Raw genomic sequence first — 13,515 nt, 5'->3', positions numbered from 1 at the left:
CAGAAACGTTCAGGGTGATGACGGAAACGTTCAGGGTGATGGCACATGGTGATCACTGATGGGTTGAAGTTGGCTCCTCGTGAAGATCCACGTCAAGGAAAAATAAGTTTGTGTTAGCTACGCCACTATTCAAAATTGGACAAAAAACAGCAAAGAAACCCTATGCTCCTCCATTCCTTACGCCTCCCCTACTCGCAGGCTTCACAAGGGTGTTGATCTCGTCGAGATGGCCTGCTCATACTCCAAACGCAGAAACCGGGGGATCACGCGTTCGCACGGCTTGCTTCAACAGGCCCGAGGGCAACCCGAAAAACCAGGCCGCAGCGGCAACGCCGCCCACGGCCCAGCCTGTTGGAGAAGGGTTCCTTGAGCGACCAGGACAGCGCCGCCGGACCGAGTGAGACGGCCGCCGCCGAAGCAACACCCGTCAGCAGACGGGCCGTTCGTCGCGGCCTCGCCGTGGCACTCGCCCTGGCACTGCTGGCCGGCGGTGCCACCGTCCTGGCGCTGAGGGACAGCGGCCCGTCAAGGACATCGCCCGGCGCCGACGCCAAGGCCAAGTCCGCGAACAGCAGGCTCAGTTCCGAGGACGCGGCCCAGCAGAAGGCCCGCAGGACCGGCAAGAAGACCGAAGTCGCCTCCCTGACCGACGAGTTCTCCCAGACCTTCGCCAACCCCGACGGCTCCTTCACCTACACGGCCTCCGTCGCTCCCGTCCGGGCGAAGAACGCTCAGGGGAAGTGGGCCCCGGTCGACACCTCGTTGCGGAGGAGCAAGGCCGGCTGGACGACCGTGAGCAGCCCCCATCCCGTCACATTCTCCGCAGGAGACCCCGGTCGCACCCCGACCGCCGCCGGAACGGGGGTGAACAGCGCGAGTTACTCCGGCCCGTCCCGGGTGAACCGGGCGGCGTCGTACACCACCACGGCCCACACCACAGTGCAGGCCGCCGAAGACAGTGACTCCGACTCCGTCTGGACCCCGCTCCTGACGATGGCCGTCGAAGGCCACGACCTTCAGGCCGAGTGGCCCGGCACGCTGCCCGAGCCGGTGGTCGAGGGCGACCGGGCGCTGTACGAGGGCGTGTTGCCGGACGTCGACCTGATGCTGACCGCACGGGACACCGGCTACACCCTCGTCCTGGTCATCCACACCCCCGAGGCCGCCGCCGCCCTGGCCGCGAACCCGCCCCGCTACCGCTTCACCTCGCCCACGCTCGCCTTCTCCCTCGATCCGTCCACCGACGTCATGCGCGGCAAGGACAAGGACGGCAACGAGATAACCGTCTCGCCCACCCCGTTCCTGTGGGACTCGGCGGGCACACACGACACGGACACATCGGCCGCCGACCCGGACGCCGCCACCGGCACCAACGAGAACCCCGAGGACATCGAGGAGTGGACCTCGCCCGTGGACGAGGCCGCCGAGGCCAACCCCGAGAGCAGCACGGGAAGCACCGGGAACTCCACGGACGACGCCGACTCCCGGCTCACCGGCACGGACATCGACCCCGTCGCCTACGCGCTCCCCGCCGCCGCGAACAGCACCCTCGCCCTGCCGGCCGCCAACGGTCCCGGCGAGGGCGCGCACGCCGCCATCGCCGGGGCTTCCCTGGACCAGGTCAGCCGCGTCCTGACGATCACCCCGCCGACCGACTACCTGGCCCGGACCGGCGCCAAGGCCCCGGTCTACCCCGTCTTCCTCGACCCCTCCACGTCGGCCACCCGGTCCAACTGGACCAGCGTCTACAAGAAGTACCCGAGCTCCAGCTTCTACGACGGCGCCAACTACAACCAGGACACCAAGGAGGCCCGCGTCGGCTTTGAACGCGACACCTGGGGCACCTCCCGCTCGTTCTTCAAGCTCAACCTCAAGAACTCCATCAAGGGCGCGGACGTCTCCAGCGCGACCATGAAGATCCTGGAGACCCACTCCTGGTCGTGCAGCAAGCGCACGATGCAGGTGTGGCACACCGGCAACTTCTCCAGCTCCACCACCTGGAACAAGCAGCCCAGTTGGAGCCGGAAGATCACTTCCAAGTCCTTCGCCTACGGCTGGAAGTCCAACAGCTCCTGCCCGGACACCAACGTCAACTTCACCGTCACCTCACTGGCCCAGGATGCCGCGAACAACGGCTGGATGTCCTTCAACGTGGGCCTGGTGGCCTCCACTTCCTCCTCCGCCCCGACCACCTCTGCGTCGGGCCTGGAGACGGACACCTACTCCTGGAAGAGGTTCAGGGCCGAGGGCCCGGGCTCCCCGACAGTGGAGATCATCTACAACCGCAGGCCGGGTCAGCCGACCTCGGTCACCATGAGCCCCGGCTCCTGCGACACCAGCGCGGCGCCCTACATCAGCCTGGGCAAGACCGTACCGACCATCAGCGCCAGGGCCACCGACCCCGACAGCGACCTCGCCAGGCTCGAGTTCGAGGTCTGGCGCGAGGGTTCCTACGACGCCACCCACAAGGTTTTCTCCGACGCGGTCGACGACGGCGAGACCGCCTCGGTCAGGCTCGACTCCACCAGATTCACCCTGTCCAACGGCTACAACTACGTCTGGCGGGTGCGTTCCTGGGACGCGAAGGTCAGCAGCGCCTGGTCGCCCACCAGCGGCGCCGCGCTGTGCCGCTTCCGCTACGACACCGACCTCCCCGACTCGCCCACCAACGTCACCTCGGTGGAGTTCCCCGCCGACGGCGACTACGACAGCAACGGTGAGGTCTGGTCCACGGTCAGGTTCGGCACCGCCGGCAGCTTCACAATCACCAAGGGCGCCGACACCGACATCGTCAAGTTCGAGTACTCCATCAACAGCACCAACTACGGCAACTACGTGTGCGCGGGCGGCAAGCAGGGCACGGGATCGGCGACCTGCACCACCGTCATCTCGTCGACGGCGACCGCAACCGGGGTCAAGCCCCCCGCGGCCGGCCCCAACACCCTCTACGTCAGAGCCGTCGACTCGGCGGGCAACATCTCGCCCACCCCGTACAAGCACTTCTTCTACGTCACCCCGCGTCCCACCGCCGACGCCCCAGGCGACCTCAACGGAGACGGCTCCCCCGACTACGCCCACCTCACCGCCGCCGGAAACCTCTGGATCAACACGACCGACCAGAACGCCACGTGGATCTTCAGCTCCTGGGGCCAGCACAAGAACGGGGAGCTACTGCGGGACAACGGCACCGCCCCGCACCTCTGGAACGGTGACACCGAGCACCCCGTGTACTCCCTGGTCACCCACAACGGCGACTTCGCCCCCGGCGACGGCGCCACCGACTGGGTGATCCGCACCCCCGACAACCGGCTGTTCGTCTACCCCGGTGACGGCTACGGCGCCATGAACGTCACCGAACGCGTCGAGGTACGGCTGCCCGCCAACATGCCCCCACCGTCCACGTGGTCCGAGATCAAGTCGGCGGGCGATCTCACCGGCGACGGCCAGCCCGAGCTGTTCGTGGCAGGCGGCGTCAACGGCGGCGAGCTGTGGATCCTCTCCGGCTACTCGGGCGGGACCTTCACCACCGCCACCCAGATGACGACCACCGCCTGGGAAGCCCGGGACTTCGTGGCCATCGCCGACTACAACGGCGACGGCGCGATGGACCTGACCTACCGGACAGTGGCGGGGAGCATCCAGCTACGCAAGGGCATCCTCACCAGCGACAAGAAGGGCACTGTTCTCACCAGCCTGGGCACGTCCGGCGGCAGCCTGGACGGCGACGACGCCTACGACTCCGGCACGATGCTCCCCGACAGTTTCCCCCTGGTGTACGGCACGCCCGACATCACCGGCGACGGCGTCCCAGACATGCTCGCAACCAACAAAGCCGGCGCCCTGCTCCTTTTCGCAGGCACCGCCACCGCCAATGACACGTCTCCGACGACGCTGAAGTCCAGCGGCTACGACACGGTGAGGCAACTTGGCTGACGGTTGGTCAGCCAGGCCAAGGCGGCCCGGAAAGCCGCCGGGTCCTGGTCGGCCCCGACGTGGGCTTCGAGCGAGTCGTGCAGGGCGGTCATGAGTCTGCCTCCCAGAGGTCGCTGCCGCGAGACGGACTCCAGCACTGGGCGGGAAATCATCGGAACCTTTGCTCTAAACTGCCGTTCATACATCGCATTCAGCGTTTCACATGGCATCCCTGCCGCTTAGTTTCAATCTGGCCGACCGAGGAAGCGTGTGATCACAGGGTGCGGATCATGGGATCGAAAGGGCTGGTTGTTCTGCCGGTGCGAGCGAACCCGCGAGACGGTCGAGAGCGGCGGAGAATTCGGTCCGATCCGGGTTCGCCACACCTTCAACACACCCCGGAACCCGACTCGTCCCCGACTGCCGCAGCGCGCCCACTGTGAAGCCGAACATGGTGTTCCTCGACAAGCCGGGAGGCGAAGATGCTGAGTGCGGCTCTGCTTGAGCTGGAGAGGTACGACTGGTCGCGGTTGCGGTGCGGCTGCGGCCACGGGGCAGGGCACCTTCCGGTGACCTTTCGCAAGCTGCTGGAGGCGAGGTCACCCCAGGAAGCGGTCGGTTATCGGCTGGACGGGCACGTCGAAGTGGAGTCGATGCTGTTCGAGGCCGCGGTCCCGGCCGTACCGGTGATCCTGGCCGCGCTCACCGAGGAACTCGCGCCGTTCGTACGCAGTCATTTCCTGGTGACTCTGCTGTTCGCGGTTTCCGGGGAGTCGCATTCCAGTGAGACTGCGGCAGGGCGGGACAGCCTGGAAGAGGAGTGCTACGAGAAATCTCGGGACGGGCTCTGGGTGCTCTATCGCGAGGCTGTGTCGGGAGACACGGAGAACGCGTTGGACGTTCTCGAAATCATCGAAGAGGACGAAACCCGTTTCTCCCACTTTCGCACCGCCCTGGCGAGCCGCCTCGCAAAGAAGCAGAAGACACGATCGGGATGAATTCCATGGCGTGCCGCCGGTAAGCAGACCGCGCTCGACGTGCTGTTGCGCGTCGGCTCCCGTCAGCCCATCTCATCCGCCTCACCCACCCCGGTCACCTCACCCACCTCGTTCACCGGCACCCGGCGGAACTCGATCGACTCGTACGTCCCCGCAACCCCCGTCTCGTACAGCACGCCCACCAACTGCTCATCCACCCGCACCAGATCCGAGTAGGCCGCCCTCCGGTCCGACAGCGTCAGCACCTTCGCGAAGGTCTCTCCCCCGTCCCCGCTCCGCCAGATCGCCATCGACCGGCGTGCGGTGGGGTCCGAGGGGCCCGAGAACAGCAACGTCTCGGAGGAATCCTGTAGTTGAAGCACGCTGCCCTGCACGATCGGGACGTCGTTCAGGGTCGGCTGAACGGTGTACGGGTGGTCCAGGGACTCCGCGCCGTCGCTCGAGTACGCGTCCAACCGGTTCCCCGGCATCAGGCCGTTCTGGTCCCTTGAGGAGAAGTACAGCCTGCCGTCCGGGAGTTGGGCCGCGCTCGTCTCGTTGGCGTTCACGATGCCGTCGTACGAGGCGTCGACGAACCCCAGGTGCCAGGTGCCGCCGCCGTTGTCGCTGTAGATCGCGTGGCCGCCGTAGTACCTGGACTCCTGACCGGTGTCGGACGAGCCCGTCGGCGGGGCCGCCGAGTGGTTGGACGGGATCACGATCCTCCCCGCGTGCGCGCCCCTCGACAGATAAACGGCATGCCCAGGCCCCGTCGCGTACCAGCGCCAGTTCGGCAGTTTCACCTGGGCCGTGATGTCGCGCGGCGGCGTGAAGCTGCGGCCGTCGTTCGCGGCGGTGCTCGTCTGGACGAAGACCCTGCGGCTCTGTTGCGGGGTCGCCTCACCCCGCATGATCTGGGCCTCGGTCACCGCGCCGTCGTTGTACGACGTCACCAGGACGATGCGCCCCGTCTTCTGGTCGACCACCGGCGCCGGATTGCCCCGCGTGTCACCGTCCCCGGCGGCGACCACCGACAGCGGGCCCCAGCTGCAGCCGCCGTCCGTGGAGCGGCGCAGGACCACGTCGATGTTGCCGCTGTCGCCCGCACCGTTGTGCCTGCCCTCGGCGAAGGCCAGGAGGGTGCCCTTGCCGGTCGTGACGGTGGCGGGGATGCGGTAGGTGTCGTAGCCGCCCTGGCCCGCGACGTACGGGACGGACGAGTCGCAGGAGGAGTGGGAGGAGCGGGTGTCCGCCTGGGCCGTCGGCGTGGTGAGGCCGGTGGCGATTCCGGTACCGGTGAGCAGGGCCGCGCCGGTGATCGCGGCGAGCAGGGTACGACGCAGGGCGGGTACAGCGCAGCGGGGTGCGACTGAGGGGGGCATCGCTCTCCTTCGCGGAGTGGAGTCGAGTCGGTGCGTGGGGTGCCGAATACGACGACGGCGACAGGAAGTGACAGTAACTGCGCTGACGGTCCGTCACCATGCGTGGCGCGTACGGAACATACGTACCCGCACGCCCACCCGACCCCTTTGCGCCACTCCCCCGGGCCCTCAGAACGGCTGACCCGGTCCTCAGAACGGCCCCTCACCCCGCCCCCGGCGTCACCAACCCCGACTCGTACGCCACGATCACCAGTTGCGCCCGGTCCCGCGCGCCCAGCTTGCCCATGATCCGGCTGACGTGGGTCTTCGCGGTCAGCGGGCTCAGGCCCAGCGTCTCCGCGATCTCCGTGTTGTTGAGGCCCCGCGCGACCAGCCTCAGCACCCCGCGTTCCCGCTGCGACAGACATTCGGGGCCGCCCGTCGGCGGGGGTGCCTCGGCGTTGCGCAGCAGGCGGGCGATCAGGCGGGCCGTGGGGCCGGGGGAGAGCAGGGCCTCGCCCGCAGCCACCGTGCGGATCGCGTCCAGCAGGTCCGCCGGCCGCGTGTCCTTGACCAGGAAGCCGGACGCGCCCGCGCGCAGCGCCTCCACCACGTGCTCGTCCGTGTCGTACGTCGTCAGGACGAGCACCTTCACGCCCGCCAGGTCCTCGTCGGCCGCGATCAGCCGGGTCGCCTCGATACCGTCGAGGTCGGGCATGCGCAGGTCCATGACGACCAGGTCGGCGCGGGCGCTGCGGGCCAGCTCGACGGCCTGCCGGCCCGTACCGGCCTGCCCCACGACCTCCATGCCCGGCGCCGACTCGACGAGCATCGCGAACGCGGCCCGAACGAGCGTCTGGTCGTCGGCGAGCAGTACACGAATGGCAGTCACGTTCCCCCCACCCTCTCCCTCTTCACCGGCACCGGCAGCACCGCGCTCACCATGAACCCCCCGTCCTCCCCCGGCCCGGCGTCCAGCGTGCCGCCCACGCTGCGCGCCCTCTCCCGCATCCCCACCAGGCCGAAGCCGCCGCCGGACATGTCACCCGCGCACGCCCCGACCCCGTCGTCCGTCACCTCGACGCGCAACGCGCCCTCCCCCCCGTACAGCAGCACTCGTACCGTCAGATCCTCCCGTCCCCCGTGTCGTACGGCGTTCGTGAGCGCCTCCTGCACGATCCGGTAGGCGGCCGCGCCCACGGCAGGCGGCGCCGTGTCCGCCCGTACCGTGAGTTCGACCTCGACGCCCGACGCCCGTGCCGTCTCCGCGAGGTCGGGGAGGCCGTCGAGCCCGGGCAGGGGGCCACGCCCGTCGCCCGCTCTCTCGCCCACCCCCTGGCCCTCCCGCAGTACCTCCAGCGTCGTACGCAGCTCGCCGCGTGCCGTTCGGCAGGTGTCGGCGATGTCGTCGAGGGCCTTGGCCACGGCCGCGCGGTCCAGGCGGTCCGGGTCGGCGGCCAGGACGTGGGCGGCCACCGAGGTCTGGACCCCCACCAGGGTGATGGTGTGGGCCAGCAGGTCGTGCAGGTCGCGGGCGACGCGCAGGCGCTCCTCCGCGACTCGGCGGCGGGCCTCCTCCTCGCGGGTGCGTTCGGCCCGTTCGGCGCGCTCGACGATGGCGGACACGTACTGGCGGTAGAAGCGGACGTCGATGCCGCAGAAGAGCACCGCGACGACCCAGCCGGAGATCCGCAGCAGTTCGACGGCCTGGTGCATGCTCACGGTGAGCATCACGCTCAGGGAGATACCGAGGACCACGACGCCCGTCGCGATCGTGCGCAGGGGGCGGCCGGTGACGGCGACCGTGTACAGCGCGACGTAGGAGGCCGGGGTCGGCGCGGTGTGGTTGTAGTCGAGCGCGTGGTAGGGCACGACGAGCGCCACCACGGCGACGAGCACCAGCATCGGACTGCGGCGGCGCCACACGATCGGCGCGTACGCGGCGAGCAGCAGTGCCCAGCCGAGCGCGTCCGGACGGCCGCCTCCGTCGAGGGTGTCCGGGCGGCTGCCTCCTCCGTCGGTGAACAGGGCGAGGACCGTGGCGAGCACAGCGCCCGTCAGCGCGAGCAGCGCGTCGTTGCGGAGCGCGTGCGGGGCGCTGCGCGGGTCGCGGGTGATCGCCGCCATGATCCGCTCGCCCCACCCAACAGGAGCCGCTCCTACGGTGGTTGAGTACACGGCCCCATCCTCCGTCAGCGGGCGCCCCACCGTCAGGGAGAGGCGCCCGCTCGTTCGTACGACGGTTGTCATACGGTTTCCGGCTGCCGTTCCTGTCGTACGGCGGCCGGGTCGGGCCTGCGGGACAGGGCGCCCGGCCACCACACCCGCCGGCCCAGTGCCACGCTCGCGCTCGTCACCAGGTAGGTCCGGACGAGGAACGTGTCCAGGAGCACGCCGACCGCGATCACGAAGCCCAGTTCGACAAGCTGGACGAGGCCCATGTTGGTCAACACCGCGAAGGTCGCGGCGAGAACGAGCCCGGCGGAGGCGATGACCCCGCCCGTGGTCCGCAGCGCGGTCAGCGCGGCGGCGACCGGATCCGCGCCCCCCAGCGCCTCCTCGCGCATCCGGTGCATGAGGAAGATGCCGTAGTCGACGCCGAGGGCGACGAGGAACACGAAGGACAGCAGGCCGAGCCCCGGATCGGTGCCCTCGAAGCCGAGCAGCGGGCCGAACACCAGTCCACCGATGCCGAGCGAGGCCCCCCACACCGCGACCACGGCGACCACCAGCATCAGCGGCGCGACGAGCGAGCGCAGCAGCGCGACGAGGATCAGCAGCACGGAGACGAGCACGATCGGTACGACGACCCACACGTCACGCGCGTTGGTGTCGATGAGGTCGATCTGCTGGGCGCTCGGTCCGCCGACGTAGGAGCCCTTGAGCTCCTTCCGCAGCCGTTCGATGGTCGCGGTCTCGGCGGCCGACTGGGGCGCGTCCTTCGCGAACACGGTGATCTCGGTCCAGTTGGATCCGGTACGTCCCTCGCGGGCGTCGCTGATGCCGTCGGCGCCCCGAATCGTCGCGAGGGTCTCGTCGGCCCGTCCGGCCGGGGTGATGACGCTGATGGGCTGGGTGCCCCGGTCGGGGTAGGCCCTGGCGAGGGTCTGCATCGCGGCGACGGCCTCCGGCTTGTCGACGAAGGCGTCCTCCTGCTTCACCGGACCGGGCAGGTTCAGGACACCCAGGGCGAGGGCGCCGAGCAGGACGGCACCGCTCGCGAGGACCACCAGGGGCCGGCGTCCGGCGGAGCTGCCCATCGCGGCGAACAGCGACAGCCGGCGCGCCTTGGGCGTGCTGCCGTACGCGGGGACGAGCGGCCAGAACACCCGGCGGCCGAGGAGGACGAGGATCGCGGGGAGCAGGGTCAGCATGGCGACGAGCGCGCACAGCACGCCCACGGTGCCCAACGGGCCCATGCTGCGGCTGGAGTTGAGGTCGGCGGCGAGCAGGCACAGCACCCCGGCGGCGACCGTGCCGGAGGAGGCGAGGACGGCGGGTCCGCAGCCGCGCAGGGCGGCGACCATGGCGTCGTACGGGCGCTCGATCCGGCGCAGTTCCTCCCGGTAGCGGGAGACGAGGAGGAGGGCGTAGTCCGTGCCGGCGCCGAAGACGAGGATCGTCATGATCCCCGAGCTCTGGCCGGAAACCGTCGTACCGAAGGCCTGGTTGAGGCCGTAGGCGACACCCATCGACAGGAAGTCGGCGATGCCCGCGACGACGAGCGGGACCAGCCACAGCACCGGGCTGCGGTAGATGAGGATCAGCAGGACGGCGACCACGGCGACGGTGGTGTAGAGCAGGGGTCCGCCGAGCGAGTTGTAGACCGAGGCCGCGTCGGTGGCCATCGCCCCCGGCCCGCCGACCTCCACACTCAACCCGCCCTGGCTGTGGGCGACTTCGCGTACGTCGTGGACGAGGGCGTCCCGTTTCTTCTCGTCGGTGCCGGGCTCGTTGCTGCTCACCGGGTACATGAGGGTGGTGCCGTCGGCGGACGGTACGCCCTGCGGGGTGGCCGTCAGGACGTGCTCGCCGGCGACCTTGTCGACCTGCCCGGCCGCCGTCGCCTTGTCGGCTGCGGTGAGTCCGCTGTCGCGGTGGTAGACGAGGACCAGCTGGGTGGTCTCGCCGCCGGGCAACTGGTCCTGGATACGGGCAACTTGGGTCGAGTCGGCGTTCGACGGCAGGTAGTCGGTGATGCGGTTGTGCTGCACCTCGGAGAGCTTCGCCGCGAACGGCCCCACGATCGCGAGCACCCCGACCCACAGCCCGAGCACGAGCCAGGGCACGGTTCGCCTGCGCCGTGCCGCGCCCGTCAGTGTCTTTGCGGCCCCCATGTCGAGGCCCTCCCCTCGTCCGGACATCCGGGTGGATGACGCTCACCAGAATTCCGTCGCCGGGGCGTGGATTCGTCGCGCGGGAGGGCGAGTTCGGGGGTACTCCCGGGGGTGGCCGCGAGGGGCCGCTACTCCCTGGGGAGTAGTGGGGGTGTGGGGGTGTCAGGACGGCGTACGTGCCGCACGTGTGCCGCAGGTGTCACGACGGCGTACGTGCCGCACGTGTGCCGCAGGTGTCACGACGGCGTACGTGCCGCCTCGAGCAGCCGGGTCACGTCGTCCGCGCAGATCGTCAGTGCCGCGCCGACCGTCGCCAGGACGTCGCGTTCCTCAGGGGTGTACGGACCGTCGGCCAGGGCGATGCGGGCGCCCTGGAGCAGGATCGATTCGCGGCCGGGGGCGGCGAGGTGGGGGGCCAGGGGGTCCAGGGCCTCGTGGAGCTCTATGGCGAGACCGGGGCCGCACGGCGGGCCGAAGAGGCGGCCGGTGTCGGCGGCCAGCGCCTCCACGAGGGCCGTGAGCTGGTCCTCCGTACAGTCGTCGAAGCCGGCCGCGCGGACGCCCGTCACCGCTGTCTCCAGGGTGAGACGGGCCTGGGTGCCGCCGGCGGCGAGGACCGCGAGGGCGACCGTGTGGACCGCGTCGCGCAGCATCGCGGAGAAGCGGGTCGTGGTGGGGTGGTCGAGGACGTCCGTGCCGAAGTGGCTCTGACAGGCCGCGCACTCGACGACCGGGCCGGTCTCGCCGCGCGGCAGAATCGGTACGCCCAGAAAGGTGAAGCGCCGACGGCCGGTCAGGCGCTGGTAGTTGCGGTCGCCGCCACAGCCGGGACAGAAGAACTCTCCGTCACCGACACCGGCCCAGACCGTACGGGAGCCCAGGACGCGCGCCGTCCGGCCTCCACGCACGACTCGGCGGTCCCGGCTGCCTCGGCCGTGTCGTCGCTGTCCTGGGAGCACGTAGCACCTCCGGTAACTCCCCCACTGCCTGCTGCAAGGCGCGGGAGGTACCCCCACCGGCAACACTGCCGCGCTGGCGTGATGTTAGCCACATTGTTGATGTGGAGTCAGTACCCAGGACCAGACCTGCCTATGACCCGCCCTTGGTTTGGCCGGTAAACGACGGCGGTCCCGCCCGCCACAGTGGGCGGACGGGACCTGAAACCAGCCCGTCGGGTGAGTCAGCGGCCCGCGCGGTTGACGGCGGAGACGACCGCCTTCAGGGAGGCGCGGGTCGTGTTGGCGTCGATGCCGATGCCCCACAGGACCTTGTCACCGATGGCGACCTCGATGTAGGAGGCGGCCTGCGCGGAGGCGCCCTCGCTCATCGTGTGCTCGGTGTAGTCCAGCAGCCGGGCGTCGATGTCCAGACCCTGCAGGGCGTGGAAGAAGGCCGAGATCGGGCCGTTGCCCGTGCCCACCAGGGTGGTCTCGACGCCGTCGACCTCGGCCTCGACGGTGAGGGTGTCCACGCCGTCCTTGTCGGTGGTCGACTGCCCTGCGCTGACCTGGATACGGCCCCAGGGGTTCTCGGGGTTCGGCAGGTACTCGTCCTGGAAGATCGTCCAGATGTCCTTCGGCGTGACCTCGCCGCCCTCGGCGTCCGTCTTCGCCTGGATCAGCTTGGAGAACTCGATCTGCATCCGGCGCGGCAGGTCCAGCTTGTGGTCGTTCTTCAGGACGTACGCGATTCCGCCCTTGCCGGACTGCGAGTTGACCCGGATCACGGCCTCGTACGAGCGGCCGACGTCCTTCGGGTCGATCGGCAGGTAGGGGACCGCCCACTCGATGTCGTCGACGGTGACGCCCTTGGCGGCCGCGTCGGCCTCCATGGCGTCGAAGCCCTTCTTGATGGCGTCCTGGTGGGAGCCGGAGAAGGACGTGTAGACCAGGTCGCCCACGTACGGGTGGCGCGGGTGGACCTCCATCTGGTTGCAGTACTCCCACGTACGACGGATCTCGTCGATGTCGGAGAAGTCGATCTGCGGGTCGACGCCCTGCGAGAACAGGTTCATGCCCAGGGTGACCAGGTCGACGTTGCCGGTGCGCTCGCCCTGGCCGAACAGACAGCCCTCGACGCGGTCGGCGCCGGCCATCAGCGCCAGTTCGGCGGCGGCGACGGCCGTACCGCGGTCGTTGTGGGGGTGGATCGACAGGACGACGTGCTCGCGGCGGGTCAGGTTGCGGCCCATCCACTCGAAGCGGTCCGCGTGCGTCGACGGGGTCGAACGCTCCACCGTGGCAGGCAGGTTGAGGATGATCTCGCGGCCCGGGCCGGGCTGCCAGACGTCCATGACCGCCTCGCAGACCTCCAGGGCGAAGTCCAGCTCGGTGTCGGTGAAGATCTCGGGGCTGTACTGGTAGCCGAACTCCGTCTCGGGGCCCAGCAGCTTCTCGGCGTACTCCATGACCAGGCGCGTGCCGTCGACGGCGATCTGCTTGATCTGGTCCTTGGAGCCGCGGAAGACGACCCGGCGGAAGACGGGCGCGGTCGCGTTGTAGAGGTGGACCGTGGCCCGCTTGGCACCCTTCAGGGACTCGACGGTCCGCTCGATCAGGTCCTCGCGGGCCTGGGTCAGTACGGAGATGGTGACGTCGTCCGGGATCGCGCCCTCGTCCTCGATGATCGAGCGGACGAAGTCGAAGTCCGTCTGCCCGGACGCCGGGAAACCGACCTCGATCTCCTTGTAGCCCATCTTCACCAGCAGGTCGAACATCGCGCGCTTGCGGGCGGGGGACATCGGGTCGATCAGGGACTGGTTGCCGTCGCGCAGGTCCGTGGAGAGCCAGCGGGGGGCGGTAGTGATCCGCTTTCCGGGCCAGGTGCGGTCGGGGATGTCGACCTGCTCGTACTGGCCGTACTTGTGGATCGGCATGGAAGTGGGCTGCTGGCGATTGGCACTGTGGGCCATGATGCGGGGCTCCTCGT

At 69.4% G+C, this 13,515-nt stretch carries 8 protein-coding genes; 2 read left to right on the top strand and 6 right to left on the bottom strand.

Features of this window, described 5'->3' with window-relative positions; all coding sequences use genetic code 11:
* The first annotated feature begins 366 nt into the window (after positions 1-366).
* Both PV396_RS14680 and PV396_RS14675 read left to right on the top strand, forming a co-directional pair.
* Positions 367-3,933 carry an FG-GAP-like repeat-containing protein gene (locus PV396_RS14680; RefSeq protein WP_319204595.1) on the top strand — a complete coding sequence of 1,189 codons (3,567 nt, stop codon included), beginning with the start codon at positions 367-369 and terminating at the stop codon, positions 3,931-3,933.
* Between the two features lie 548 nt (positions 3,934-4,481).
* Positions 4,482-4,910 carry a hypothetical protein gene (locus PV396_RS14675; protein WP_319204593.1) on the top strand — a complete coding sequence of 143 codons (429 nt, stop codon included), beginning with the start codon at positions 4,482-4,484 and terminating at the stop codon, positions 4,908-4,910.
* A gap of 62 nt (positions 4,911-4,972) precedes the next feature.
* Here PV396_RS14675 and PV396_RS14670 read toward each other — a convergent pair whose 3' ends face one another.
* The 6 genes from PV396_RS14670 to leuA all read right to left on the bottom strand — a co-directional run bounded on the left by PV396_RS14670 (position 4,973) and on the right by leuA (position 13,498).
* Positions 4,973-6,271: a sialidase family protein gene (locus PV396_RS14670; RefSeq protein WP_319204591.1), complete on the bottom strand. Its 1,299-nt coding sequence runs from the start codon at positions 6,269-6,271 to the stop codon at positions 4,973-4,975.
* Between the two features lie 202 nt (positions 6,272-6,473).
* The gene (locus tag PV396_RS14665) at positions 6,474-7,142 is read right to left on the bottom strand and encodes a response regulator transcription factor (RefSeq protein WP_319204589.1); all 669 of its coding nucleotides are present in this window, start codon (positions 7,140-7,142) and stop codon (positions 6,474-6,476) included.
* On the bottom strand, positions 7,139-8,500 hold the full coding sequence (locus PV396_RS14660) for a sensor histidine kinase (protein ID WP_416071401.1): 1,362 nt from the start codon (positions 8,498-8,500) through the stop codon (positions 7,139-7,141). Before PV396_RS14660 ends, PV396_RS14665 begins: the two co-directional genes overlap by 4 nt.
* Complete coding sequence (locus PV396_RS14655; protein ID WP_319204587.1) at positions 8,497-10,587, bottom strand: MMPL family transporter; 2,091 nt, start codon at positions 10,585-10,587, stop codon at positions 8,497-8,499. The genes PV396_RS14660 and PV396_RS14655 overlap by 4 nt, the downstream gene beginning before the upstream one ends.
* 236 nt (positions 10,588-10,823) lie before the next feature.
* Entirely contained in the window at positions 10,824-11,546 is a 723-nt protein-coding gene (locus PV396_RS14650) for a TerB family tellurite resistance protein (protein ID WP_416071400.1), read from the bottom strand.
* A 221-nt stretch (positions 11,547-11,767) separates the two neighbouring features.
* Positions 11,768-13,498, bottom strand: coding sequence for a 2-isopropylmalate synthase (gene leuA, locus PV396_RS14645; RefSeq protein WP_319204583.1), 1,731 nt, complete (start codon positions 13,496-13,498; stop codon positions 11,768-11,770).
* Between the last annotated feature and the right edge of the window lie 17 nt (positions 13,499-13,515).

Source organism: Streptomyces sp. ME02-8801-2C (genome assembly GCF_033793965.1).
GTDB lineage: Bacteria > Actinomycetota > Actinomycetes > Streptomycetales > Streptomycetaceae > Streptomyces.
Note: the sequence above shows the minus strand (reverse complement) of the source record. Positions and strands in the feature narration are given on the sequence as shown.

What these genes read in the sequence shown, in the direction of transcription:
- PV396_RS14655 (WP_319204587.1), bottom strand. Translation starts at nt 10,587, where the DNA reads ATGGGGGCCGCAAAGACACTGACGGGCGCGGCACGGCGCAGGCGAACC.
- PV396_RS14670 (WP_319204591.1), bottom strand. Translation starts at nt 6,271, where the DNA reads ATGCCCCCCTCAGTCGCACCCCGCTGCGCTGTACCCGCCCTGCGTCGT.
- PV396_RS14660 (WP_416071401.1), bottom strand. Translation starts at nt 8,500, where the DNA reads ATGACAACCGTCGTACGAACGAGCGGGCGCCTCTCCCTGACGGTGGGG.
- leuA (WP_319204583.1), bottom strand. Translation starts at nt 13,498, where the DNA reads ATGGCCCACAGTGCCAATCGCCAGCAGCCCACTTCCATGCCGATCCAC.